28 protein-coding genes are annotated in these 25,241 nt (G+C 60.1%); 15 read left to right on the top strand and 13 right to left on the bottom strand.

Features of this window, described 5'->3' with window-relative positions; genetic code table 11:
- The coding region (locus A2J01_RS14520) for a sulfatase-like hydrolase/transferase (RefSeq protein WP_156519278.1) at positions 1-432 on the bottom strand (432 nt) is incomplete at its 3' end.
- 177 nt (positions 433-609) lie between these two features.
- Here A2J01_RS14520 and A2J01_RS14515 point away from each other — a divergent pair.
- The 3 genes from A2J01_RS14515 to A2J01_RS14505 are packed head-to-tail and all read left to right on the top strand — an operon-like array spanning position 610 to position 2,953.
- Entirely contained in the window at positions 610-1,587 is a 978-nt protein-coding gene (locus A2J01_RS14515; protein WP_064112959.1) for an HAD family hydrolase, read from the top strand.
- 12 nt (positions 1,588-1,599) lie between these two features.
- Positions 1,600-2,466, top strand: a complete 867-nt coding sequence (locus A2J01_RS14510) for a hypothetical protein (RefSeq protein WP_064112956.1) — start codon at positions 1,600-1,602, stop codon at positions 2,464-2,466.
- A gap of 55 nt (positions 2,467-2,521) precedes the next feature.
- Positions 2,522-2,953, top strand: a complete 432-nt coding sequence (locus tag A2J01_RS14505; protein ID WP_064112955.1) for a PPOX class F420-dependent oxidoreductase — start codon at positions 2,522-2,524, stop codon at positions 2,951-2,953.
- Here A2J01_RS14505 and A2J01_RS14500 read toward each other — a convergent pair whose 3' ends face one another.
- Positions 2,954-4,330: a WS/DGAT/MGAT family O-acyltransferase gene (locus A2J01_RS14500; protein ID WP_003945789.1), complete on the bottom strand. Its 1,377-nt coding sequence runs from the start codon at positions 4,328-4,330 to the stop codon at positions 2,954-2,956.
- Positions 4,331-4,699: 369 nt separating this feature from the next.
- Here A2J01_RS14500 and A2J01_RS14490 point away from each other — a divergent pair, with 369 nt between their 5' ends.
- From A2J01_RS14490 to A2J01_RS14480, 3 genes are all read left to right on the top strand, one after another.
- Entirely contained in the window at positions 4,700-5,572 is an 873-nt protein-coding gene (locus A2J01_RS14490) for a hypothetical protein (protein ID WP_003945649.1), read from the top strand.
- Positions 5,573-5,642: 70 nt separating this feature from the next.
- The gene (locus A2J01_RS14485; RefSeq protein WP_064112954.1) at positions 5,643-6,431 is read left to right on the top strand and encodes a hypothetical protein; all 789 of its coding nucleotides are present in this window, start codon (positions 5,643-5,645) and stop codon (positions 6,429-6,431) included.
- Positions 6,432-6,480: 49 nt separating this feature from the next.
- Complete coding sequence (locus tag A2J01_RS14480) at positions 6,481-7,095, top strand: hypothetical protein (RefSeq protein WP_047269291.1); 615 nt, start codon at positions 6,481-6,483, stop codon at positions 7,093-7,095.
- 125 nt (positions 7,096-7,220) lie between these two features.
- On the opposite strand, the gene A2J01_RS37455 is transcribed toward A2J01_RS14480, so the two are convergent.
- Positions 7,221-7,679, bottom strand: a complete 459-nt coding sequence (locus A2J01_RS37455) for a MarR family winged helix-turn-helix transcriptional regulator (protein WP_197494225.1) — start codon at positions 7,677-7,679, stop codon at positions 7,221-7,223.
- A gap of 62 nt (positions 7,680-7,741) precedes the next feature.
- Here A2J01_RS37455 and A2J01_RS14470 point away from each other — a divergent pair, with 62 nt between their 5' ends.
- Together A2J01_RS14470 and A2J01_RS14465 are read left to right on the top strand one after the other, a co-directional pair.
- Positions 7,742-8,617 (top strand): haloalkane dehalogenase, encoded by an 876-nt coding sequence (locus A2J01_RS14470; RefSeq protein ID WP_064112952.1) that lies wholly within the window; start codon positions 7,742-7,744, stop codon positions 8,615-8,617.
- A gap of 168 nt (positions 8,618-8,785) precedes the next feature.
- The gene (locus A2J01_RS14465) at positions 8,786-9,424 is read left to right on the top strand and encodes a PAS and ANTAR domain-containing protein (protein WP_037132380.1); all 639 of its coding nucleotides are present in this window, start codon (positions 8,786-8,788) and stop codon (positions 9,422-9,424) included.
- A gap of 139 nt (positions 9,425-9,563) precedes the next feature.
- On the opposite strand, the gene A2J01_RS36410 is transcribed toward A2J01_RS14465, so the two are convergent.
- Positions 9,564-9,710, bottom strand: coding sequence for a hypothetical protein (locus A2J01_RS36410; protein ID WP_164490549.1), 147 nt, complete (start codon positions 9,708-9,710; stop codon positions 9,564-9,566).
- A gap of 181 nt (positions 9,711-9,891) precedes the next feature.
- On the opposite strand from A2J01_RS36410, the gene A2J01_RS14460 reads away from it, so the two are divergent.
- From A2J01_RS14460 to A2J01_RS14445, 4 genes are all read left to right on the top strand, one after another.
- Positions 9,892-11,079 carry a zinc-dependent alcohol dehydrogenase gene (locus A2J01_RS14460; RefSeq protein WP_064112951.1) on the top strand — a complete coding sequence of 396 codons (1,188 nt, stop codon included), beginning with the start codon at positions 9,892-9,894 and terminating at the stop codon, positions 11,077-11,079.
- A gap of 112 nt (positions 11,080-11,191) precedes the next feature.
- On the top strand, positions 11,192-11,719 hold the full coding sequence (locus A2J01_RS14455) for an SRPBCC family protein (protein WP_007734657.1): 528 nt from the start codon (positions 11,192-11,194) through the stop codon (positions 11,717-11,719).
- Positions 11,720-11,770: 51 nt separating this feature from the next.
- On the top strand, positions 11,771-12,358 hold the full coding sequence (locus tag A2J01_RS14450) for a TetR/AcrR family transcriptional regulator (RefSeq protein ID WP_007734655.1): 588 nt from the start codon (positions 11,771-11,773) through the stop codon (positions 12,356-12,358).
- The gene (locus A2J01_RS14445) at positions 12,355-13,125 is read left to right on the top strand and encodes a glucose 1-dehydrogenase (protein ID WP_064112950.1); all 771 of its coding nucleotides are present in this window, start codon (positions 12,355-12,357) and stop codon (positions 13,123-13,125) included. The genes A2J01_RS14450 and A2J01_RS14445 overlap by 4 nt, the downstream gene beginning before the upstream one ends.
- 13 nt (positions 13,126-13,138) lie before the next feature.
- Here A2J01_RS14445 and A2J01_RS14440 read toward each other — a convergent pair whose 3' ends face one another.
- The 4 genes from A2J01_RS14440 to A2J01_RS14425 all read right to left on the bottom strand — a co-directional run bounded on the left by A2J01_RS14440 (position 13,139) and on the right by A2J01_RS14425 (position 17,647).
- Positions 13,139-13,888 carry an enoyl-CoA hydratase/isomerase family protein gene (locus A2J01_RS14440; protein WP_099696961.1) on the bottom strand — a complete coding sequence of 250 codons (750 nt, stop codon included), beginning with the start codon at positions 13,886-13,888 and terminating at the stop codon, positions 13,139-13,141.
- A gap of 23 nt (positions 13,889-13,911) precedes the next feature.
- Positions 13,912-15,159: a CaiB/BaiF CoA transferase family protein gene (locus A2J01_RS14435; RefSeq protein WP_007734649.1), complete on the bottom strand. Its 1,248-nt coding sequence runs from the start codon at positions 15,157-15,159 to the stop codon at positions 13,912-13,914.
- 38 nt (positions 15,160-15,197) lie between these two features.
- On the bottom strand, positions 15,198-16,796 hold the full coding sequence (gene mhpA, locus A2J01_RS14430) for a bifunctional 3-(3-hydroxy-phenyl)propionate/3-hydroxycinnamic acid hydroxylase MhpA (RefSeq protein ID WP_042920183.1): 1,599 nt from the start codon (positions 16,794-16,796) through the stop codon (positions 15,198-15,200).
- 161 nt (positions 16,797-16,957) lie between these two features.
- On the bottom strand, positions 16,958-17,647 hold the full coding sequence (locus A2J01_RS14425; RefSeq protein WP_064112949.1) for a DAPG hydrolase family protein: 690 nt from the start codon (positions 17,645-17,647) through the stop codon (positions 16,958-16,960).
- A 182-nt stretch (positions 17,648-17,829) separates the two neighbouring features.
- Here A2J01_RS14425 and A2J01_RS14420 point away from each other — a divergent pair, with 182 nt between their 5' ends.
- Entirely contained in the window at positions 17,830-19,065 is a 1,236-nt protein-coding gene (locus A2J01_RS14420; protein WP_042920185.1) for an MFS transporter, read from the top strand.
- A gap of 113 nt (positions 19,066-19,178) precedes the next feature.
- Here the strand turns inward: A2J01_RS14420 and A2J01_RS14415 are convergent, their stop codons facing one another.
- From A2J01_RS14415 to A2J01_RS14400, 4 genes are all read right to left on the bottom strand, one after another.
- Positions 19,179-19,916 carry an IclR family transcriptional regulator gene (locus tag A2J01_RS14415; protein WP_042452480.1) on the bottom strand — a complete coding sequence of 246 codons (738 nt, stop codon included), beginning with the start codon at positions 19,914-19,916 and terminating at the stop codon, positions 19,179-19,181.
- Positions 19,917-19,918: 2 nt separating this feature from the next.
- Positions 19,919-20,326, bottom strand: coding sequence for a nuclear transport factor 2 family protein (locus tag A2J01_RS14410; RefSeq protein ID WP_042452483.1), 408 nt, complete (start codon positions 20,324-20,326; stop codon positions 19,919-19,921).
- A complete protein-coding gene (locus A2J01_RS14405; RefSeq protein WP_257216902.1) occupies positions 20,323-21,330 on the bottom strand; it encodes a DUF3500 domain-containing protein in 1,008 nt (335 codons plus the stop codon). Before A2J01_RS14405 ends, A2J01_RS14410 begins: the two co-directional genes overlap by 4 nt.
- Before the next feature lie 251 nt (positions 21,331-21,581).
- On the bottom strand, positions 21,582-22,301 hold the full coding sequence (locus tag A2J01_RS14400) for a FadR/GntR family transcriptional regulator (protein ID WP_047269287.1): 720 nt from the start codon (positions 22,299-22,301) through the stop codon (positions 21,582-21,584).
- Between the two features lie 99 nt (positions 22,302-22,400).
- Here A2J01_RS14400 and A2J01_RS14395 point away from each other — a divergent pair, with 99 nt between their 5' ends.
- Positions 22,401-23,252: a fumarylacetoacetate hydrolase family protein gene (locus tag A2J01_RS14395; protein ID WP_064112948.1), complete on the top strand. Its 852-nt coding sequence runs from the start codon at positions 22,401-22,403 to the stop codon at positions 23,250-23,252.
- 31 nt (positions 23,253-23,283) lie between these two features.
- Here the strand turns inward: A2J01_RS14395 and A2J01_RS14390 are convergent, their stop codons facing one another.
- The gene (locus A2J01_RS14390) at positions 23,284-23,838 is read right to left on the bottom strand and encodes an RNA polymerase subunit sigma (protein ID WP_042920190.1); all 555 of its coding nucleotides are present in this window, start codon (positions 23,836-23,838) and stop codon (positions 23,284-23,286) included.
- Between the two features lie 384 nt (positions 23,839-24,222).
- Between A2J01_RS14390 and A2J01_RS14385 the strand changes: the two genes are divergently transcribed.
- Complete coding sequence (locus A2J01_RS14385) at positions 24,223-25,110, top strand: class I SAM-dependent methyltransferase (RefSeq protein WP_064112947.1); 888 nt, start codon at positions 24,223-24,225, stop codon at positions 25,108-25,110.
- The last annotated feature ends 131 nt before the right edge of the window (positions 25,111-25,241 follow it).

Raw genomic sequence — 25,241 nt, 5'->3', positions numbered from 1 at the left:
GTCTTCTGCGCACAGGTGCCACTTGCCGACCATCGCGGTGCTGAATCCCTGCTCGACCAGAACCTCGGCGAGCGTGGCACATTCGGGAGGGATGTGACCGTTTCCGCCGGGAAAACCGACCGCGCACTCGCTGATGCAGGCCATGCCGTTGGTCGTGTGGTTTCTCCCGGTGAGCAGACACGATCGCGTCGGGGAGCACAGCGCTGTGGTGTGCCACTGCCCGTACCGCAATCCGTTGCCCGCGATGCGGTCGATGTTCGGCGTCTCGATCGGTCCCCCGTAGCAACCCATGGCGCCGTATCCAACGTCGTCGAGAACGATGTAAAGAATATTCGGTGTGCCGGCGGCGGCCTTCGGCTGCTCGTAGGGGCTCCAGTCGGGAATCGAATCGCGAATATCGAGGTTGACGACGCCTTTGAATGCGTTGGCCATGATCTGGCTCCTTGTAGGTCATCTGATTTCCAGCCTCTACGGCCGCATGGTCAATCGCATACCCCGATTGTGCTCACCGAAGCGCTGTCGCCCGAAATGGGCGATGCCACTTTCGGCAGGAAGTCCGAGTATGAAAGTGCCGGGTCTGTCATCACCTCACTGGAAGCCAGGGACCACATGAGCAGTCAATTCGTTGAAGCCTCCACCTCCGATAACCCTGACCCGCTTCCGAGCTGGCAGGACGGCACGCCGAAACAGGCCGTCCGGCAATTCGTCGAACGCGCGACGACTGAGGGAAGTCCGGACGAAATCGCACCGGAAGACAGGATCGCAGTCTTCGACAACGACGGAACCCTGTGGTGTGAGAAGCCGATGCCGATCCAACTCGACTTCATCCTGCGCCGCCTCGTCGAGATGACCGCCCAGGATCCGTCTCTTCGCAACCGTCAACCGTGGCAGGCTGCGTTCGAAAAGGACTACGCCTGGTTGAACGAAGTGATCTCGAAGCACTATCGCGGCGACGACAGCGCACTGAAGGTGCTCGCGGCCGGTGTCCTGGCGGCATTCGCCGAAGTCACGGTCGACGAGTTCGAAACCCACGCCGATACCTACCTGCGCACTGCTTCGCACCCCACTCTCGATCGCGAGTATCTGCACTGCAGCTATGCACCCATGGTGGAGTTGCTCGATTACCTTGCAGCCAAGGGATTCTCGAACTACATAGTCTCTGGAGGCGGACGTGACTTCATGCGTCCGATCAGCCAGGAGGTCTACGGCATCCCCCGAGATCGCGTCATCGGCAGCGGCGTGGCCTTGACGTGGAAGGACGACGGGCACAGCGGCACAATTCTCCGTCAGCCCCAAACCGATGTCGCCGACGACGGGCCGGCCAAGCCCGTACAGATCTGGAACCGAATCGGCCGACGACCTGTCATCGCGGCCGGAAACAGCAACGGTGACCTACCTATGTTGAAGTTCGCCGAACACCCGAACGTTCCGGCACTTCGCCTTCTGGTGCTCCATGACGATCCGGAACGCGAGTTCGACTACGTGGACGGGGCCGAGCACGCACTCGACGTCTCGCGCGCAAACGGGTGGACGGTGGTGAGCATCAAGAAGGACTGGAAGACAGTCTTCGAACGATTCGCCGAATGACAGTATTGATACGTGACCCTCGATGATGTCGCCGACGAACTCTACGGCCTCGACCCCGGCGAGTTCGTAGAGGCGCGTACAAAGCATGTGAAGGCTGCCCGGGACGACAACGACCGCGCACTGGCCGCAGAGATCGGAAAACTTCGGAAGCCGACCACCGTGGGGTGGTTGGTCAATCTCATCTCGCGCGATGCACCAGAGGATCTGGATGCACTTCTCGCGCTTGGCGAATCGCTACGCGACGCTCAACGCCATCTCTCGGGCCCGGACTTGCGACGGCTGACGACACAGAGGCAGCAGGTGGTGCGGAGTCTCGCCCACAAATCCGGTGAGATCGCCGCTTCACGGGGAAAAAGCGTCGGCGAGGATTCGTTGCGCGATGTCGCGCAGACTCTCAATGCCGCCCTGGCCGATGAGGAGACTGCCGCGCAGGTTCGACTCGGACGGGTCGTGACCGCTGCGAGTTACAGCGGTTTCGGACCGGCGGGACTTGCTGTAGTGGAGGAGGATTCTGCACAAGACGCCCCTGCGATCCCCACCGAAGAACACACTCCGGCCAAGTCCACTGCTCCGGATCGCAAGGCCGAACAAGCCAAGGCGAAAGCAGAATTGAAGGAAGCCAGGGCAGGCGTCGAGAAGATCCGACGACGGGTCAAGGCCGAGACCGCCCAGTTCGAGGACGCCAGGTCAAAGCTGTCCGACCTCGACCGTCGCATCGAAGAACTCCGCGCCGATCTCGAACACGCAGAACAAGAACGACAGTTCGCCAAGAACACCGAGAAGGCTGCCCGCGTCGCAGTTCGAGAGTCCGAGGAGGAACTTCGCGAGGCCGAGTGGCGGGTCGACGAAGCCGAAGAGGCCCTCGACGAGATGGAATGAGTTGCACGTTCGGAGATCTTGACCTCTACAGCAGTTCAGGTTCTAGCGTGATTTCATGACATTCACCCGAATCGAACTCGACTACCTGGCCACACAGACTCTCGGTCGCCTCGCGACGGTTCAACGGAACGGAACGCTGCAAGTCAGTCCGGTCGGGTTCCACTACAACCCGGATACAGCCACGATCGACATCAGCGGTTACAACATGACGGGCAGCCGTAAGTTTCACAATGTCGCAGACAACGGTCCGGTCGCGTTCGTCGTGGACGACATCGCATCCGTAGATCCATGGCGGGTCAGGTGCGTCGAAATCCGTGGACGGGCAGAGGCTTTGGATGCTACAGGTGCTGCTGCGCATGGTCTCGACGCGCCGATCATCCGTATCCACCCCGAACGCATCATCAGCTTCGGCCTCGACGACAAGGAGCTGGACGTCCACCAGTTGGTCGTGAACGGACGTGACGTCGGAAGGCGCGAGTCGAATTGATCAGCCTGCGGCGGCTTCGAGCTCACTCAAGGATTCCTCGAGATGGCCGAGGAGCCGCTGCAAGTGCGGAACATTGCGGCGGCAGCCGACGAGCCCGAACTGCATGGTGTCCGCGTAGCCGATGACGGTGATGTTCATCGCCTGCCCGTCCAACGGAATCGATGCCGGGTAACAGCTCTCGAGTTTCGCGCCATTCCAATAGCGCGTCGTTGTCGGGCCGGGGACGTTGGAAATCACCAGATTGAAGACTGGACGCCCAGTGATCAGTCGGGATGAACCAGGGATCAGCGGCAGCCCGAGACCCGCGACGTTCAATGCACTGAGCGCCGTGATCTGCAGGGGCGTCAGGCCCGACATCAGGGACTTGGCGCTACTCATCGAGTCGTGAACTCTCTGAAGTCGGGCCGCCGGATCTGCCAATTCGGTTGCCAGATCACACAACACCGCACCCACGGCATTGCCGGAAGCCTCACCCTCTTCGCCTTTGCGAAGGGATACCGGCACCATCGCGATCAACGGTTTGTCCGGCAACTCGTCCAGTTCGATCAGGTATCGCCGTAGCGCACCCGCGCACATTGCCAACACCGCATCGTTGAGCGTCACGTCTGCAACGCAGCTGACCTTGCGCAGGCGCTCGATCGGCCACGACTGCGCGGCGACACGCCTCGCTCCGGTGATCGGGACGTTGAAGATCGATTTCGGGGCAGCAAACGGCAACGGTGCGACGTGGTCCTTCACTGCCGAGGCAGCGGCGTTCACTATCGCAGGGCCGACCCCGACCACATCTTGCACGGTCTCGATCACGGAGCCCACCCGCCTCTGCAGGTCCAGCCCGCGACCGGCACGAACCCGCCCCGAAGAAGGTCGTTGCGCCCACGGAGGCATCGAATGTCGATCGTGCGGATCCGACGAGAGGCTGCGGTACCACGCCTGAACAGCAGACACACCATCCATGAGCGCGTGGTGCGTCTTCATGTACACGGCAACTCGGCCGTCGGCGAGACCTTCGATCACGTACGCCTCCCACAGCGGCCGATGCCGATCGAGCAGCGTGCCGTGGAGCATGGAGGTCAGCTCGAGCAACTCGCGGACTCGACCCGGCTTGGGCAGCGCGAGCAACCGGACGTGATACTCGAGATCGACGTCTGCGTCCTCCGTCCAACGCACCGGCGCGAAGTTCGACAAGAACTGCACCGGCTTGCGGCGAAAGAGTGGCCGAATCGAGTCGACGTCGGTGAGCGAACGGTAGAGCGACCTGGCGAATTCGCCGTCGTCCCCTTCCGGCGGAACGAAAAGCGACAGGCCACCGACGTGCATGGGATGCTCCCGTGACTCCATCAGTAGGAACATCGAGTCGAGCGGCAGCATCAGCGTCATGGCGATCCGTTCTCTCGGGCAGCTGCCCGGAGTACCGATCAGCCGCTGTTCGACAAAGTTACTCGCCCTGACTTCCCTCATTGGCGACTCCGACAAAACATTGCCCCCTCGATTTCGACAGGAGTCCGATATTCCCGTCGACGAACGCCTTTTCGGGTCGAAGCACCTCACAGCGATTCGCGGGTGAATGACGAGACACAGAGCACTGCAACAAATTTCAATCCTCACAGCCACAAGTAGTAGCGGAGGCGATCGCAGTAATACTTTTGTCGGAATTGTTTCAAATTGTCTGTACATCCAAGTCACACGTGACTACCGTCACTCATCATCACAATCCCGACTGGTCGGTTGTACCCAAAGGAGAAATACATGTCCCGACGTTCGACGTCGCGTGGCCTTTTCGGCGCACTCGCCACCGCAACTGTGTTCGCCACCGCCGCTGCGGTGGGAAGCTTGTCAGCAAGCATTGCAGGAGCCGCCCCGGCAGCGGAGATCCCCTTCGGCGGTTGGGATTCATGTCCGATCGACAATCCCGAGACCAGCACCTGTATGGACGTCACGGTCACCGGTGGAAACATGAAGATCGGCAAGCTTTCCGTCAACATTCCCGCCGGGGCGATGCGCATCGCAGGCGGAGTTGCATACCGGGAGAATCCAGAGGCTGAATTCGGATTCGACCAAGTATTCATCCCACCCAACGACAACAGTCGGGGGATCTACGCCAAACCCATCGACATCCCCGGGGGCGCACTCGGAATCGACCTGCCATTCAACAATCTCTTCGGACTGAACAAGGCTTCGGCCACCGTAGAGTCGACGTCTGCACTCCCCACCGTGGATGCATTTCAGCTTGGTGTGAAGCTACCCGTCAAATTGAAGATCGCGAACCCTCTCCTCGGCGGCAAATGCTACCTGGGCTCGGACAACAACCCCGTCCAACTCAACTTGGATGTGACCGAATACGGTGTCCTCGAAGAGGTTCCAGGTTTCCCGGATACTGCCGTCGTTCGAAACACCGGGCACACCGGACAGCCCTTCGCGGTCCCGACAGCTTCCGGGTGTGGCCCGTTCGGCGTTCTGAATCCAATCGTCAACTGGCGCGCCGGGCTTCCCTCGTCCACCACGTCCAACTCCCTCGCCACGACGAGTGACGTCTACAACATCGGTGCCGACAGCCTCAGGCCCCAGCCGGCCGGCTCACCCGAACCCGCTGCCGTCGTTGCCGAACGTAGTGCCAACTAGCAATCCAACCCACTGCCACAGAACCGTCATCGACGACAGATTGCCACCTCGAAACGGAGTTCACTTGTCCATGCGCACAATACGATTCAGAGCCGCGCTCGCCGTCGTCGCAGCGGGAGTCCTCACTCTCGGGGCGGTGTCAACCGCGACGGCGGCCCCGCTGCCCAATGCGCCGTTCGGGGGCTGGGGAAAATGCCCGATAGCCAATCCGGAGACAAGCACCTGTGTCGATGTCGTCGTCAAAGGCGGCGAAATGAACATCAACGGGCTCAAAGTACCGATTCCTTCCGGCTCGTTGAATATCGCCGGCGGTGTCGCCTATCGCGAGAACCCCGACGCTGAATTCGGGTTCGACCAGATCTTCATTCCTCCCACTGACGGCACCAAAGGCGTCTATTCCACCCCCATCGAGGTACCAGGAGGAATCTTCGGGCTCGGTATACCGTTCCCCGGCGGCTTGACCACCATCAAGGCAACAGTCGAACCGGTCGCGTTGCCAACAGTCGACGCATTCCAACTCGGTGTCACACTTCCGGCAAGATTGAAGATCTCCAACCCCTTGCTGGGCGGCAACTGCTATCTGGGTTCTGCGAGCAACCCGATCATGTTCAAACTCGGAGTGTCCGGAAATGGTGTCCTGGAGGAAGTTCCAGGATTTCCGGATACCGCCGCCGTCAGAAACGTGACGCACGCCGACCAGACGTTCGCGGTACCGGGCGCATCTGGATGTGGACTGTTCGGCGCATTGAATTGGGCAGTCAATCTTCGCGCCAACGTTCCGTCTTCGAGTGGTCACAACTCGTTGACCACCACAAGCGATGTGTTCAACATCGGCGCCGACAGCCTGCGGACGCAGTAGAGCAAGCACCGGCGACTCACGAAGTATCACCGACAACAAGGAGATATCGATGACCCATGCAGTTCGCCGCACCACCATCGTCACAGCTGCCGCCGCAGCCGCGATTGCGGTCGCAGCCGGCACCGCTCTGGCTTCGACCGTCGTCACTCCAGCGGGTCAAGCCGTGACTGCTTCGAGCAGCAATCTCAGTATCAAGACAGGAACGATCACACTTACCTGCTCCAGTACGACGGGCTCCGGGACCATCCCATCCGCGCCGGGTAATTCCAACACCGGCACCGGCGGAGTCAACGTCAATATCGGCACCCCCAGCCTGACCGGGTGCAAGGCTAACGGCCTACCCGCTGTGGTCACGACCTCCGGCTCGTGGCTATTGAACGTCTCGGCAGACACCGGATCGGCTCAGGGATCCCTGGTCATTCCTGCAGGAGGCGCAGTCGTCACGATGCCCGGATCAACATGCACAGTCACCGTCGGGGCCAGCACTGTCGGACCGCTGCCATTCGATATTCCCAACCAGCGCGTCGTGGCCAGCAACACCGGCACCGTGAACTACACACGCACCGGCACCGGACCCGTCTGCCCCGCCGCAGCCACTGGGACGGCAACAATGTCGGGCACACTGCAGTTCGCATCGGCCACACCGATCAACGTGACACCGTGACGATCGACAGCTAGACAATAGGGCTCGTTGGGGGATCGACGCTTCCGTCGCTCCTCCAACGAACGTCCTGTGAACCGGGTCCGCACACGATCGCCTTCGGTTTCGCCGCGAAGCGGACCGGCGCATTATCCATCTGCTGCTTCGGTGGCATCGAGTAACGCGTCAAGGGCGCGGTGGAGCTCGGCGAGTTCCCGCCCTCCGGTTTCCGTCAGCACTTCCGTATTCTTTGCATCCAATTGGCGGACAATGTCTTTAGCGAGCTCTATGACTCGTTTGCCCTCGTCACTGAGATCGAGGCGAACGGCTCGCGCATCGCGTCTATCGCGTTCACTGACAACAAACCCGCTCTTCTCCAACGCTCGCACGAGCTTGGATATGTAGATTCGCTGCAATCCTGTGTGCGCTGAGAGTTCTCGCTGACTCGGCCTCTCCCCCGCACTCACCAGACCATGCAGAGACGCGAGCACTGAATACTGGGCGTGAGTCAACCCCAGGTGCGCGATCGCTCGGTCAACCCCCGCCCGCCAGCGCAAGCCAAGGTGCCACACCAGCGACCCTGTCGTCCATGTTTCTCGATCTTGCATACAAATAGAATACATGGCTACTATCTCAATTAGAGTATATGGAAACTATTTGAGGAGTCGCAATGCCCACAATTCCCGTGCTCGACTCGACCATGGCCTACCGCTCGCGCGGCGAAGGACCACCCTTCGTACTCATCCACGGAAACCCCACATCCTCGCACTTGTGGCGAAACATCCTGCCGCAGATAGGAAATCTGGGCCGCGCACTTGCCCCTGACCTCATCGGAATGGGGCGGTCAGGCAAACCGCCATTCAACTACGGCTTCCTCGACACCGCCCGCTACCTCGACGCCTGGTTCGACCAGATGGAACTCGACGACGTCGTACTCGTCGGACACGACTGGGGCGGGGCACTTGCACTGGACTGGGCTGCCCGCCACCCCGATCGCGTCCGAGGTGTGGCCTTCTTCGAAACGATCCTTCGTCCGATGACCTGGGACGAACACTTCCCGGGAGAGGCACGGGCACGGGTGGAAGCTCTGAGGGACTCCGACACAGGAGAGACGAAGGTACTCGACGAGAACTTCTTTCTCGAAATAGCGCTTCGCAAAACGGTTCTCGGTGAAATGACCGAAACCGATGCCGAGGCCTATCGCTCCCCTTATCCGTCACGAGAGAGTCGCCGACCCCTTCTCGAGTGGCCACGATCCTTCCCCATCGAAGGAACTCCCGGTGACGTGAATGCACGTGTGGCGGCGTACAGCGATTGGCTCGCAGAAAGCACCGACGTACCCAAACTTCTTCTCACCTTCAGCGGCCCCGCAGAACTTCTCATGATCGGACCTGACGAAGTCACGTGGAGCCGATCGAATATCGCAAATCTCGAGGTGGAACAGTGCGGTCCCGCAGGACATCTCGCCCCCGAGGATCAGCCTGCGGCCATCGCGGCGGCGATCACCGAATGGACACAGCGGCAACACTGTTTCAACCGCGAGTGACGTGGGACCGTCGCCAAGTACTCTGAGCGCCGGTTTCCCCGACCCATGCGGTAGCGATCCAGACGATGCTCCGAAATATGGGACCGACACCACCTCCGCCGGATTTGTCCGATATAACTAACTGGCGAGTACGCCGGTTGGGACGAGGTCGAGAACGAGGGGGCGTGTGTGGTGAACGAGGACGGGTTGGGGCGAACGTCAGGATCGGGGGCTCCACACCGGGTGGGCGGCTTTCTCTATCACCGCAACGGCGACCGGTGGGAGTGGTCGGACGAAGTTGCACGGATTCACGGATACGAACCCGACCAAGTAGCTCCGACGACAGAATTGATGCTCTCGCACAAGCATCCCGACGACCGAAGACACGTTGCCCAGACACTGCACGCCATCCGCACTTCAGGCGGACCGTTCAGCAGCCGCCACCGCATCATCGACACTGCAGGGGATACTCACTCGGTAATCGTCGTCGGCGACAGCGTCGTGGACGAGTCGGGTGCCGTGGTCGGCAGCTCAGGCTTCTACATCGACGTCACCGAAACCCTCGACAGCACGGTGAAAGCGTCTGTCGACGTGCTGGTCAACGAAATCACCGCTTCTCGCGGAGTAATCGAGCAAGCCAAAGGCATGCTCATGGTGATCTACGGCATTTCGGCCGATCGCGCCTTCGACATCCTCGTGTGGCGTTCTCAAGAGACCAACGTGAAACTCCGGGATGTTGCCGAGCAGTTGATAGTTCGAACGCTTGACGACTTCCGGGTCCCGACACTACTGCGGACCCGATTCGATCACGTGCTGTTACAGGGTTGAATGACAACAGGGTTGAGGGATCTGCTCAAGGCGGTTCCCGTGGCTGGCTGCTCAACCTCGAGGAACCTCGCCCGCATTGATTCCGGGACGGTCCGATGCGGCCTATCCCCGTTGTTACCCAACGCGGAGTAAAAGGAAACTACTCGTCGTCAGACTTCTCGCCGGAGGTCTCCTCGACCAGTTCAGGCGCCTGTTCTCGCGTTGCCATCCCCCCGTCGCCGCCCTTGTCCACGGGTCCTGGGTGCCCACCCTTGGGCGACTGGTCGTTGTCGTCTTTGTCGGTCATGCGATCGTCCTCATCATCTCGTCGTCTCGGTCCTGGAGCCGGTGCAAAGAGACCGGGACCCAGCTCCATCTCAATCTAACGCGCTCAGGACTTCTCGCAACCCTCACCGATTTTGTTTGCATTTCAGTGCTTTCGGGCAGGTGACTGCGAACAGCATTTCCACGATGAGAGGTCGATCCCAGTGCGCGCAGTGACTTGGCAAGGCAAACGGAAAGTAAGCGTCGATACGGTTCCGGACCCGAAGATCGTCGAACCCACCGACGCGATCATCAAGGTCACCACGACGAATATCTGCGGATCCGATCTGCACCTGTACGAGACTCTGGGTGCGTTCATGAATGCCGGCGACATTCTCGGCCATGAACCGATGGGCATCGTCGAAGAAGTCGGTTCGGAAGTCACGAATCTCGAGATAGGTGACCGCGTCGTGATTCCGTTCCAGATCTCGTGTGGCAACTGTTTCATGTGCGATTCGAGCCTCTACACACAGTGCGAGACGACGCAGGTCCGCGATCAGGGAACGGGCGCAGCATTGTTCGGCTTCTCCGAGCTCTACGGCTCGGTGCCCGGCGGGCAGGCTGAGTACCTCCGAGTACCGCAAGCACATTTCACACATATCAAAGTTCCCGAAGGTCCCGCGGATTCGCGATTCGTCTACCTCTCCGACGTGCTCCCCACCGCTTGGCAGTCGGTCGAATACGCCGACATTCCGCCGGGTGGTTCCGTGACAATCCTCGGCCTCGGACCGATCGGTGACATGGCGGCTCGTATCGCCCACCACAAGGGGTTTCGAGTAATCGGTGTGGACCGTGTACCCGAACGCCTTGCGCGCCTTGCCGAACGCGGTATCGAGACCCTCAACCTGGACGACTACGGCAGCAAGATCGGCGATGCCATCAGAGACGCGACAAACGGCCGCGGAACCGATTCGGTGATCGACGCTGTCGGTATGGAAGCGCACGGGTCTCCGATCGGAAAGCTCGCGCAGCAGTTCGTCGGACTCCTTCCCGACTCTCTTGCCTCGCCTGCGATGCGTAACGCAGGAATCGATCGCCTTGGCGCTGTCTATTCGGCCATCGACATCGTTCGGCGCGGCGGAACCATTTCTTTGATCGGTGTCTACGGCGGAATGGTTGATCCGCTGCCGCTGATGACCATGTTCGACAAGCAGATTCAGCTCAGGATGGGCCAGGCGAACGTCAAGAAGTGGGTAGAGGACATCATGCCCCTGCTCACTGACGACGACCCACTCGGTGTCGACACCTTTTCCACCCATCAGCTGCCGCTCGATCAGGCGCCACACGCCTACGAGATCTTCCAGAAGAAGCAGGAAGGCGCGGTCAAGATCCAACTGAAACCGCACCTGTAGTTCAACGCCGATCAGGTCGACGGTTCATCCGCCACGTCCGCATCTTGTTCGCGAAACCACCGATCGTCATACTCACCTCACACACGCTCGACAGAAAGAACCTGAAACCGAAATGGCTCGCGAACTTACCGTCTCCGACAGCATCGTCGTCAGCTCCGACGCGCTTTCCCTCTACGAGGTCATCAGCGATCCCACTCGTATGGGTGCCTGGAGTCCCGAAAACATAGGCGCAACCTTGCGGGGAGACCGCGAAAGCGCTTTCCTGGGCATGGAGTTCGACGGGCACAACAAGCGTGGGCGCGCGCAGTGGACCACGCGATGCACAGTCACCGCTGCCGAGGCCGGGAAGCTCTTCGAATTCCGTGTTCACAAGATCGGCCTCGGTACTCCCCGGATCCCCGCCTCTATCGCAACCTGGCAGTACCGATTCTCGCCGGTGCCCGACGGAACCCGAGTTACCGAAACGTGGACCGACGACAGGCGCGGCTGGCCGGACTTCGCCGCCGACATGTTCGACAAAATTGCCACCGGAGGAAAAACCTTCGCCGACTTTCAGCGCGGCAACATCCGCAAGACGCTCCTGAACCTCAAGAACGCAGTTGAGCAGGAGGTTTCCGGAATCGAAGGTAACGTCGGCTGACCGGCCGACACCATTTGTGGCAGTTTCTGCCACTTTTGGTACAGTGCGGATATGGCAACAGCCCGCCGCACTGCACTACTTCTCCGCGTCTCGCAGAGTTGTGCTGCCGCTTTCGTCGAACGCGGCGACACTTCGACGACCATCGCGGAGCTCGCCGAGCGGGCAGAAATCTCCGAACGAACGTTCTACCGTTGCTTCGCCACCAAAGAGGAGAGCATCTGGCCGATGCTCGACGAGGGAAACCGCAGTCTGGCCACGGCACTCAGCGCGCAAGCCCGCGAATTCGGGCTCGCAGCGGCTGTGAAGAATGCCTTTATCGCATCGGTCGGCGAGTCCTTCGAGCCGATGACCCGATCACTAATGCCCATCATCTTCGGTGATGCGGCACTCCGGAGAGTTTGGGAATCAGCAACTTTCGAGACGATGGAACTGATTCGCCCAGAAGTCGCACGCCTGATCGACCGTCCGGAAACCTCGCTCGACACCACAGCGGCTTCGGGCCAGGCAACACTTGCGGTAGTCGCCGCACTGCGTGAGATGGCAGACCTCCGGACGCCCGCACCCGAGGCCATCACCCGCGCGCTCGGGGCGTTCTCGAAGCCATATCTCGCAACACCAACAGGTAAGGAACAATCATGACTCAGGATCTCTCCGGAAAAGTCGTTCTCGTCACCGGCGGCGCACGCGGCCTGGGCGAGGCGTTTGCCCGCGGCATCGTCGCGGGCAACGGCCGCGTCGTCATCGGCGACCTACTCGACGACGACGGTCGAGCAGTGGCCGAATCTCTCGGCGACGCAGCGCGTTACGTTCCCCTCGACGTCACCGATCCAGCGTCTTGGAAGTCCGCCGCCGAGTACGCGGTATCCGAGTTCGGCGCGATCAACGGTTTGGTCAACAACGCCGGAATCTCGGCGTCCGGCCAGACAGTCGCCGAGGAACCACTCGAGACGTTCCAGCGCATCATCCAGATCAACCTGGTGTCCGTGCACACCGGTATCCACACGGTGGTGCCGTTCATGAAGGCAGCCGGCGGCGGATCCATCGTGAACATCTCCTCGGCCGCCGGCCTGATGGGCATGGCTCTGACCAGCGGTTACGGCGCAGCCAAGTGGGGCGTGCGTGGGCTGAGCAAGATCGCCGCCGTCGAACTCGGTCGCGACAAGATCCGGGTCAACTCGGTTCACCCCGGCATGGTCCTGACGCCCATGACTGCACCGACGGGTATCAGCCTCGAGGAGGGCGCATTCCCCAACAATCCGTATCGCCGTGTCGGTCGCCCGGAGGAGTTGGTCGGCGCGGTCACCTACCTGCTTTCCGACGATGCCTCGTACACAACGGGTTCCGAGATCGCCGTCGACGGCGGTTGGACTGCCGGCCCGTCGATCGAATACATCGCCGGCCAGTAACAGCCTTGCAGACTCACGTATGCAGAATTTGCGCGATGCCAAGTTGGAGGTCGCGCAAATTCACGGCCGGACCGAGGGTGTGGTGAGGAGGAGGGCCGGTAACAGCAATCAATGCCTCCTTCGCCGCACGCACGGCTGATGTCGGCTGGCGAACAATCTCCTCTACCAAATCCCGAACAGTCGACGCGAGGAGCTCGCCGTACACACACCGATTCGCCAAACCTGTTGTTACCGCGTCCGGTCCCTTCACCAGCCGTCCGGTGTAGTGCAGTTCAGCGGCCACAGCCGGTCCCACAACACGGACAAGGCGCGCCGCGAATGCCGGACTGGGTCGAATCCCGAGACGCGCAATAGGCATTCCGATTCTGGCGGAAGTCGCCACGACTCGAATATCGCACGCGAGTGCCAACTGACACCCTGCTCCAGCTGCTACGCCGGAAATCTGTGCGATGACAGGAACGGGACAAATTTCGATAGCGCGGAAGGCTGCCTCCATTTGCGCGAACGACTCCTCCACGTCCTCGGCACAGGCACCAACCCACTCGGTGACATCGGACCCGGCGCAGAAGGTATCGCCGACGCCGCGAAGGACGACAACACCGAGCGATGCGTGGGTCGAGACGCCAATGATCTGATGCGCGAGATCTTTCCAAGCATCACCGTTCAAAGCGTTTCGACGACGGCCTGTGCCGATCGTCACCGTCGCGATTGGGCCGTCGAACGTCACATCGACCATGCCGGAGTCGCGCCGGCTCGGCCTCATAGCAGAAACCATCGATGTCTGTCTCATCGGCGTGCTTCGCTGAGCCAACCGGTGATAACAGCGTTGTCTGCACCGAGAAGCGGTGGAGCCGAGTGACAGTTCTTCGTGACCTCCATGCCGTCCACAGAGAAGAACCGGAGTGGGGGCCCAGGAAGCGTTATCCGACCTAGGCTTTCGTGTTCGACTTCGACCATCAACCCCTGCGAACGAGTCTGTTCCCAGCGGTACACCTCGTCGATTCCACGAACACGTCCCGCCGGAATACCCGTACGGTCCAGCTCGAGCAGCAGCTCGTCCGTGCCATACTTCGAAAAAATGCTTTCGATAAGCTGGCGGACCGCCTTACTGTTTCGAACTCGTTCGGAGTTGTCTTCCATCCCGGGGGCATCTGGGGCCAACCCGAAGCCCGAGCAGAACCGCTTCCAAAGTCCTTCACTACCAACCGCAATCTGAACTACGCCGTCAGCTGTCGGAAAGAGCCCGTAGGGGCAGATCGACGGATGGTGATTCCCTTGTGCCTTACCAGTTTCACCAGCGACGGTAAATCGAGTTCCTTGGAAGGCGTGGATACCTACTATGCCGGCCAGCAAAGAGGTTCGTACCGTCTGCCCAACGCCGGTTCGCGCTCGCTCCTGCAGTGCCGCGAGTACACCGAATGCGCCGTACATCCCTGCCAGTAGGTCGGCTATCGGAGTTCCGACCTTTTGGAAGTCGTTGGGACCCGAACCTGTCAGCGACATCAGACCCGCCTCCCCTTGTGCGATTTGGTCGTACCCCGCACGTCCGCCTTCCGGTCCGTCGTGACCGAATCCGCTGATGGACAGCACGACGAGCCGCGGATTCAGCTCCGAAAGTCGTTCGGCGGTAAGCCCCAAACGATCGAGGACGCCGGTCCGAAAATTCTCCATCAGAACGTCGGCGCGTGAGACAAGGGATTCCAGTAGTGCAAGACCCTCTTCAGATTTCAGATCGAGTACGACTGACTTCTTGTTTCGATTCGTGGACAAGAAGTATGTCGATTCTCGCTGTGCACCTGCAGGTTCCATGAAAGGTGGCCCCCAGCCGCGCGTATCGTCGCCGGTACCGGGTGTCTCGATCTTGATGACCGTCGCCCCCAGGTCGCCGAACATCATTGAAGCGTGAGGTCCCGCGAGTGCGCGCGTGAGGTCTGCAACGACTATGCCTGCCAAGGGCCCTCTTCGAACATCGGATCCGGATTGTTCCGAAGATGATTCGACCGAATCGATGTCGTCGGTCACTGAGTTGAACATGTAACTTCCTGTCGATAGTCGATGTGGCGGTCGCGCTGTCAGGCAAGCGTCCGAGCAGGTTCCGGCACACGCAACCTGTGTAGAAAACCTGCTGCCAGCTCGGTTGCCTGGTGCGTTCCAGCAACGCCGTAGACGTGAAAATCCGGTCTGACCAGAACGACATCTGCGTCCTGATCGTCGAGCCAGCGCGTGTAGGTGAGGTCGACGTCGTCGACAACGGTCACGCCCGCCGATTCGGCACCTCCGAGCGCTACGAGGTCGATCCCCAACGTCGCCAAAGCTGTTCGCGTCGCCTCCGGAACTTCTCGCAGCGCGGCCGATGTGCGTGAAATCAAAGCCCCTGGCCCATCGAACGCATCGTCGAACTTGGCAACTTCGCCATCTCCGACTCGAACCTGACCTTGTAAAGCCAGACTGCCACCGGCAGTCCCGACATGTATCCCTGGGCCGAGCCCTGGTCGTGGCGGAGCAGGAGGCTTCATTCCCGCAGTCCAGTTCGCCACCATGCGGGCATCACGTTCAGCAGCTTGCTGCGGGTCGGACATGCAGATGACTTGACCTAGTTCGGTCGAGAACTGCACAAAAGCTTGTGCGTGCCTTAGTCGTTCTGTTCCATATGTATCGAGCAGGTGGTCGTCCGCTGCCGAACGCAACACCGCATCGAGCTTCCACGACAAATTCATCACGTCACGGACACCAGCACCCAGGCCTTGTCCGGCGAACGGCGGCATAAGATGCGCGGAATCGCCGGCGAGCAACACGCGTCCTTGTCGCCATCGCGTCGCCCAGCAAGCCTGAAACGTGTACACGGAATGCCGTTCAAGGATTGCATTGTCAGGGGTCAGCCCATACGGCTCGAGCAGTTCCCATGCCGTGTCTTCGCGCTGAAGGGATTCTCGACTCTCTTCCGGCAGTCGCATGAACTCCCAGCGACGGCGGCCCGGACCACCGGGAACCATCGTGGAAGGGCGTCGGTAGTCGCAATTCTGCGCGGCAACGTTCGGAAAACTGGTTCCGCCCGAAGGTTTGACGTCCACAACCAACCAATCGTAGAAGTACCCCTCGTCGTGCCAGTCGATTTCGGCCCATTGACGAACGCGACTGTTCGCCCCGTCTGCACCGACAATCCACTGCGCATCGACGGCGACACACCTACCGCTGTCCACGGATTGGACGACTACTGTTGCCAGTGCCGAATTCTGCGTCAATGCCACCGCTTCCCACCCCCTCATCACCCGAATATTGGACAACCCGGCGACAATGGCGTCCAAGGCCTCTTCCAATGCGGGCTGGCTGAAGAAATAGGTGTTGTACCAACCGGATTCACCTTTACCACTCCAGTCGACCTCCACCAGTGTCCGCCCGTCACCGTTTCGCCACACATACATGTCGTCATAAGGTTCGGTTATCTCGGGAATGGTGTCCGGCGCCAGCCCGACCGACTGCAGGATTCGCGCGAAATCGGCGCAATGGGTTACTGCACGCGGCAGAGGGTATCCGACTTCATTTCGATCCACGACGACGACATCGTGGCCCTTCCGAGCGAGTTTGACGGCGAGAAGCTTCCCCACCGGCCCGAAACCGACGATCATCACGTCAGCAGCTATCCTCGTTGCTTCGGCGTTGACACTCTGCACAGCGAATTCCGTTCTGGTGAAATAGCTTTGATGTTGAGAACAAGGATCGGTTCGTTAATTCCTTTTGTCACGGATCAGGTCCCGGAAATCGGGACGAGCCGAAATTCTCGGTGCCGCCGGAAACGGGTGCACGACCCTGGCGGGCACCGAGACAACTGCCGTCACCACGGTGCTCGCGGCGGAGATACGTCCCGGTTTTCGGCTACGTAGAGCGACGGCAGGAAACGAGACAAAAATGTGAACTCGTCGTACGCGTGCTGCAGGAGTCCTTGACCGAACTCCACAGTTGCTTGTGCCGCAATCTGTTCCGCGGTTTGCCCGAGTGTCTCGAGATCGTGTCCGATGAAGAAGTGACTTCGCAGGGCCATCCCCCACTCGGTATCGCGAGCGATGTGCAGCAGCCTGCCGCCGAGCACGCGCCCGTCCAGGAGACGAGGTGGATTGTGGGTGACCCCCAATCGTCCGACAATCACTCCGGACACAGCGCCGGATTCTCTTGCTCTGGAATAGGCGTCTTCGTCGAAGAACTCGGACGGATCCCGAAATTGGATGACCAGATCATCGGCCGGCTGCCCCGAGAAGTATTCGGTGACGACGTGCTCGCTGCCGATATGAGTGTCGTCCGAGAGATTACCCTGCCAACTGCTGTACGTGTGGTCGATGGGATGCCACCAGATGTATTTCTGTGTGTCGCAACGCCAGCGGACCCACCATTCGAGCATCTCGCCGGTGCAACCGTGCATATCCGTACGGACTGCGACGTGCAGCCCTCCAGATGGCAGTCGCTCGTATCCCATCTCCAATTGCAGAGGCTTCGGATCTAGTAGAGCGGTGACTTCTGACAGGTCCATTGATTCAGCTCCTCGGATCGAGTTTTTCCAACGAGCTGAAGGTATGAGCCAGATGTGCTGCGCGTCACCCCATTTGTCCCGGTTTCCGGGACTAAACGGTTACGCCCGAGAAGTCGACATCGGACGATGGCACGCATCACATCGACCGCCCGAATCGGGCTCACTGTCTGGAGAGACAACACATGCATCTCAATGCACCCGCGCGAACCGATGAACGTGGGGAGACTCGATCCCACCCCGCAGTCATCGGGTTGTGCATGGTTATCACCGTGATCGAGGGATTCAACCTGATCGTCTACGGATCTGTTATTCCGTTGCTGTTGGAAGACTCGTACCTGCGCATAACCGATCAACAAGCAGGGCTGGTCGGCGGGCTCGTCTATATCGGAGCCATCGCCGGATCTGTACTGGCCCCTCTCGCTGCCGAGCGCTCCGGTCGAAAGTGGGTTCTCATTGTTGCCATCGCACTGTTCGCTTTCGGAGCCGTGATCACCGGAGCGTCGATCAGCATCGTCATGCTCGCAGTGGGTCGATTTGTCACTGGATTCGGCGTGGGCGGCGCGCTCACCACCGCGATGACAGTCGCTCGCAACAGTGCGGCATCGTCACGGGCGTCGTTGGTCGTCACGATCACAATGGCAGGTATCCCACTCGGCGGCGTCGTCGCGTCACTGCTCGCGATTCCAGTGCTTCCTGCGCTCGGATGGCGCCCGATGTTCTTCATCGGTGCATGTACGGCTCTGGTGATCCTCGCCGCCGTCGTGATAATCGACATCCCGACCGACACTCCCCAGGAGGTGGCGGGGCGTTTATGGTCTGGTCGGCAAAAGATTGCCGCACTGTTCACCGGCCGCGGGTCCACAATCGCACTGGTTGTCGCGGTATGCGCAATCTCCAACATGGTTGCGTGGCAGGGACTCAACGTGTGGGCAGCGCAGTCGATTATTGACTTGGGGTACACGCTGAACACTGCTCTTGTGATCACCTTTACTCTGACCGGTGCCGCAGTAATCGGTTCCTTTGCCAGTGCGTGGGCGGCCGACCGCCGCGGGGCCTCAGTTGTAGCGGTAGCCACCAGCGCGTGCACGCTCGTCGGACTTCTCGGAATGGTCTATCTGCCGACATCGTTGACGGGGACCATGATTTGTGTGGCACTGATGGGCATCGGCGGCCATTCCACGATGAATCTGGTGCACACGACCACAGCCGATGTCTACCCGTTGCCTGCACGAGCAACTGCCCTTGGTTGGTCGAACGGGACATCATTCGTCGGGGCGTTCTTAGGCCCGGTAATCGGCGGTACCTCCATTGCGTCGGGTGGAGCCGTCGGATTGTTCAGTACGTTCGCGGGTGCCGCGGCAGTGTGCATGGTCGCGGTCTGTGCACTCTGTTTTGCAGACAGACGACTCAGACGGTAGGGATACCACTGATCACGAATCAGTTCCCGACCTCCCAGTAGGAGCCGGGAACTGATTCGCGCGATCTGCAGAAGTCACGGGAGCACACAGAAGAAGCTCTCAGACAGTCGCATTCAGAATTGCGCTCGCGACAAACCCAGATCCACCTGACTGTTCACCACTTTGAGACCTTCGACCGCGAGTTCCTTCTTCGCTTTGAACCGCCCGGACGGAATGACGATGGCGATCGCTTGAAGCGCGCCAGTCGGTCCGATCATTGCAGTAGCCACGGCGCAGATCCCTACGTCGTGCTCCTCGATGTCGACGGAGACGTGGGAGCGACGCACCTCCGCCAGTTCCGCCAGCAGCGCCGCCCGTTCGGTGATCGTCTTATCCGTAAATCGCGGTAGAACCGGTGACAACAACGCAACTGCCTGCTCCTCCGGCAACTGAGCAAGCATGGCCTTCCCGATACAACTCGCATGCAGCGAAAAGCTCTTGCCGACCTTGGTGACGCCTCTGAGCCTTTCCGGTGAGGCAATCTGATCGACGACGACAACCTCGCGACCACTGAAGATCGCCAACTCCACGTTCTCGTTGACGGTACGAGCCAACGTCGCCAGCTGAGATCGATTGGCCGAGAGGAGCCGTAGGTGAGCATTCATCCCGAACTTGAGTAAGCCGGGGCCCAAGATGTATCCGGATCTGTCCGGAACTCGGACCACGTACAACTCACGTTCGAGAGCTTGAATAACTCGGTGCACCGTCGAACGTGGAAGTCCGGTGCGGGTTGCGAGGTCTGTCAGCGTCATTGGCCAGCGACTCTCGGCGATCGAATCCAGAATCACCGTGGCCCTGCCTATGTTCGCCACGACTAACTCCTCGTCCAGGTCCTGGTTACCGCAAGTTCGATGATGCTCCAGTCTCGTTCGTCGACAACCATCGTGTATTCACCGAGGGTGTGCACCGAGGGATCGGGTTCGAACACCCACCGAGTGTAGTGCGCGTGAGCTTTCCACACTCGGGGGCCAGACCCGGCGAGCACCACGAGGTTGCTGACGTCATGGCGATGTGCGACAGGTGATTTCCACAATTCTGCGAAGAACTTCTCCGCATCGTCCGGATGATCGAAACCCGTCCCGGGGAAGCTAACCCGGGCAGAAGCCAGGAGCCCCACAGCACCGTCGACGTCTTTGCGGTCCGCAAAGTCGACGTACGTGTGAAGTAGGTTCGAAATCCAGTGTCTGGCCGAGACGACTCCCTGGAGCTGACTGCAGGTCACGATTCCGTCTGCTCTTGCCACTGTCGAACGTAGGAACGTCCGTAATCGTTGCCATGCGGAGTGCGCATCACCGTGTGAATATGGAAGGGCTGAGGAGTGTCGTAGTCGAGGAAGACACCGCAGTGGTGATCCAGTTCAGCTATCAAGACCGGGGATTGGATGCGGTAGTAGAAGACGTCTCCAGGGCGGTGCCCGCCGATCCAGCAGAACCATGTCCGGTCCAGGTGCTCTTCGATCTCGCGCAGACGAGCAGTCCGAGGTCCCGCGGGCAACAATGCCACGAACTGTTCGGCGATCGCGAGCACTAGTTGTCTGGCACGCGTGTCCATCTGATCGACGGGAATGCCTTCGAAGGGAATCACTCGGTTGTCCTGAAACGCTCCGGCGAGGTGCCGCTCATCCCCGGGGTGTACTCGCCCGGGAGGCATGGCCGGATCGTTCATCAGCCCGTATACAGTGGCCTCACGCCGCTGGTCGTCAGTGAGTGCGGCCATCAGTTCTATACCGAGTTCGATTCGACCAGTGAATGATTCGATGCCGGCGTGGGGACCATCGTCTATCTCGTTGGGTTCCGCGCCGAGAAAGACCGGACTCACAACCATCCGCCCGCCGATGATCAGACAGTTGACCGCGCAGTGGTGACCGTACAATTGCCATCCCCACGGCGAGAGGACACTCGGTTCACCGTACAGAGCGACGTTGTAACTGAATTCGTTGAGTATCGTCTCCAATCCGACAACCTCGCCGAGAAAACCATTGATCAACATCATGTTTCGGACGATTCGGAAACCTTCGGGGCTCAGCGAGGCCTCGACCAATCGCAAAGCCAACTGTCGAACACGTTGCGATTGGAACTCGAGTCGTACTCCGGTGTCGAACTGCATGAACTCGGGGTTCGCCCACGTCTGCCACTCGACAGCATCGATCGGATAACTGATCCTGGAGCGATCGACGTCACTCAACTCCGCAAGTAGATCTCTCGCAGCATCCACCATTTCATCCACCGGAGCCTCTTCACCGTGCGTGACGGCTGTCAAAGGGTAAAGCCCGTCCGTGATCGTGCCGTTTTCGGTGACTCCTCGAAATTCGTTGAGATATAGCGGCTTCCATCCCTCAACGAGATCACCGGTAAAGGTCCCAGGCCGCCTTGACACATCGCGATAGGCGTAGGGATCCAAACCTCGAACACTCGATAGTCGGCGATGGTCGTGAGGAAACAGATGTGAGCGGAACTCACCGGACATGAATCGTCCTTTCAGACTGGAGTGTTGTGCCGTACGACGGCCGCACGTACTGCAGCCACATCGCCGGCGGAGATTGCGTCGACAAGTTCGACGTGGATGTGAAACCTCTCGGTGCGGTAGCCCGCTGCGTCACGCTCGTTGTCGAACTCGGTGGCCGTGCCGTGCAGCGGGCCCAGAGTGCCGATATAGACCGATCGCGCAAGGTCATTGGGAACGATCGTCGCGATTCGCTCGTGCAAGGCCCAGTTCGCTCGGAGGAAGGTGTCCCAGTCGGGGGCGGATTCCATCCGCTTCAGGTGTGCCCCCAAGTCGGCGATGTCGGCCCGGCTTCGATGCCGAGCCGCAGCAGTGTCGATCAAGATTTCGAGGTGATCACGCAACTCGATGGCATCCGCGACGACCGAGGCCCCCTCGCTGACACTCAGCAACGTATGGCGCAAGCGAACCGCCGGGCTTTTCTCTGCGACAAATAAGCCGCCACCTCGCCCCTGGCGGATCTCCAGCACTCCCCGATCACGAAGCAGTCGAACCGCTTCGCTGACAGTCGAATATGCAAATCCGGTCTCGCCGCGAAGCGATTCCAGCGTGCCGATTGGCGCACCGGGCTCCAGGTTCTGCTCCCGAATCCGGCTGTCGATCGCCGCCGCCAACTGCTCGGCTCGGGTCCCCCTCCCCACCGCTTTGGACAGCACAGAAATCGGGTCACTCGGCGCAACAGAAATCCGGGGCATGCGTCCGCCTTGTCCATCTGGGGTGTCGTGAGGCATAGTCCTATGAAACCATAAACCTCCGAAGGTTTATAGGTTTAATTCGAACCTGAAAGGCAACTGATGAAAATCGTTGGGATTCAGCAACCCGATCGCGGAGTTCAGGTGGCTCAACTGTCCGAGGACGGCTCCCACGTGAGTGTCGTGTGCACTCTCGAAGAGTTCTGGTCGGATCCCGCCGGCAAGCTCGCGACGACTCCGACCGGGCCACACCTGCCGGTAGCCGACATCGAGTTCGTTCCACCGGTCCTGCCGGGCGCGAGGGTGGTCTGCATCGGACTGAACTATCTTGCCCACGTCGCAGAGGGGAGCTACCGCGCAGATCCTCTACCCGCCTATCCGACTCTGTTCGCCCGGTGGCCCAACTCCCTCACTGTCGGCGACACCGATGTCCCCGTTCCAGCCAACGAGCAGGGTCTCGACTGGGAAGGAGAGGGGGTCGCCTGGGTTGGGCAAAAGCTTGCCGACGCCACTCCCGACCAGGCCCTTGCAGCTGTCGTCGGATACTCGACGTTCAACGATCTCACCTGCAGGCGAGCACAGAAACTCACCTCGCAGTGGATACTCGGAAAGAACGGTGACCGATCCGGCCCACTAGGACCGATGGTTCCTGCGAGCGAAGTCGGCGACCTGCGCGACGGCCTGCGAATACAAACCCGCGTCAACGGCGAAATCGTTCAGGACGCCCGCACCGACGAAATGGTCTATACAGTCGGCGACACCCTCTCTCACATCTCTCAGACCTTCACACTGCACCCCGGCGATCTCCTCGCTACGGGCACACCGTCGGGAGTCGGCTACGCACGCTCACCCCAATGGCTACTACAACCAGGCGATCAGGTCGAGGTCGAAGTCGAAAAGCTTGGTACTCTTCGAAATACATTGGTATCCAGGAATACTCGATTCGAAGGCTGAGCAAGAACGAGGCACCATGTCACGAGAGCCATCAGTCCGAGATGGGCGATCCCCCAGATCGCCCTCGACAGACGCCAGAGTGCCAACCTTCGCCGACCTCACGGGTGACCGTCAATACTTTTCTGATTGCATTCGGAGAAGACAACTTTCGCAGTCGCTGCAGCGCCCGATGCAGGTCGAGTGAAACCTCGTCTGTCGTACGGGCAAGCGACGTTGCGGTCGCCTTTGTATCGAGCCCGACGATCAGCCGCAACACCAAGACATCGCGTTCGACAACCGGGAGCGTTGTCGGAGGCGGGAGCGATCCACCGCTGAACCCGTCGGATGCCGCCCGAGCAATCGCGATGCTTGTACTCGCGTACAGCACGCGTAGAAAAGGCTGATACGTCTCCGATCCGTCGCACACTGCCGTGAGAACGGCGACGCACGCGGCATCCGCGGCGGAATCGGAAACGGCCTGATCAAGCTCGGCGCGGCACCGCAGCACAACCATCGGACGAAACGCCGCATACAAACTGGCCATGGACTCACGGCTACCGCTCCGCGCCGCGGCGGCCAATACATCCAGCGAGCCTTCCTGCAACATGGGCTCACATCTCTCTTTCTCGACGGGACATTCGTTGTGCGGTCCGAGAGATCAGCTGGAACCGAACGGTCCCACGAAGTGGTTCCGGCGGATGGTCATGCCACGATCAATCCCCTGCCCGAAGGATTCTCGAGGCTCTCTCTCAGCCCTGAGGCACACCCCAGTGAAGTCCTGCATCCTTGCCGCCCACTGGCATTGACCTGGCAAATTCCTGGCAGGATGCTGATTCAAACCGAACGCCTTGCACTGCAGAATTTTTCGATCCGGTCAGCGTGTATTTGCTGCTCCAAGTCCGACCGTTCCGTTCCAGGCGACGAGGGGTCACACGGGCGTAGGGTCGAGAGAGTTCGGCTCAGTCGTCAAGAGCGGAAGGACACCCAGACAATGCGGAGCGATGGAGATACGTGGGACATCGTCAGTAGCGTCGGACTTACCGCGCTGGCAGTGGCAACGTTCCGAGCACTGGAGAGCACCCGTCCGGACGCGATCATCGAGGACAAGTTCGCATCGTGGTTCGTAGAAGCTGCAGCCGAGCCGCATTTCACAGCTCTTCTGAAAGATCCCACACTCCTCGAGGACACCCCCTTCGGCGGTTTCATGGGGTTGCGAACCAGGTTCTTCGACGAATTCTTCTCGTCGTCAACCGAATCCGGAGTAAGGCAGGCGGTAATCGTTGCAGCAGGGTTGGATTCGCGTGCGTACCGGCTGGATTGGAGCTCAGGATCGACGGTATTCGAAGTGGATCAGCCAAAGGTGCTGGAGTGCAAAGCCGAAGTGCTCGCGGCGCACGACGCCCAGCCGAAGACCAATAGACGCACTGTGCCTACTGATCTGCGAAACGACTGGCCGGCCGCACTCGAGGAGGCTGGTTTCGACCCGAACGAACCCACAGCCTGGTCGGCGGAAGGCCTGCTCGCCTATCTCCCCGGCCCGGCCCACGACGCCCTGTTCGAGCGGATCGACGAACTCTCGGCCACCGGTAGTCGCTTGGCGGTGAACGACTTTCCGGCCGGAACCGACCCGAGCAAGCTTGCGGCCATCAGATCCAAGTACTTCGCCAAGGACCCGTTCGGAGACCTGGACATTTCGCAACTGTTCTACAGCGACAAGCGATCCGATCCGGGCCAGTGGTTGGCTGAACACAATTGGACTGTCCGACGCTTCAGCTCGGTCGAGTTGGCAGAACTGTACGATCGCCGGATCCCCGAACTCCCCGAAGAAATCGCAGCGCTGTCAACGCAACCGTCCTTTTTGGCCGCGACCAAGAACTAGCTCTCGCAGTCATCACGAAAGTTCTTCGAGTGCAGCCTTTCTCCCATTTGTCCAGCTGCAAGGTGCGTGTCACCACTACACGCAGTTGACGGTACTCGAGGATGAACCGATTCAGTACCTCAGGCTGAGTA

It is taken from the genome of Rhodococcus sp. EPR-134 (assembly GCF_001647205.1).
In the GTDB taxonomy this organism is placed as follows: Bacteria; Actinomycetota; Actinomycetes; order Mycobacteriales; family Mycobacteriaceae; genus Rhodococcus_F; species Rhodococcus_F qingshengii.
This window is presented reverse-complemented; position numbering and strand designations above follow the sequence as displayed.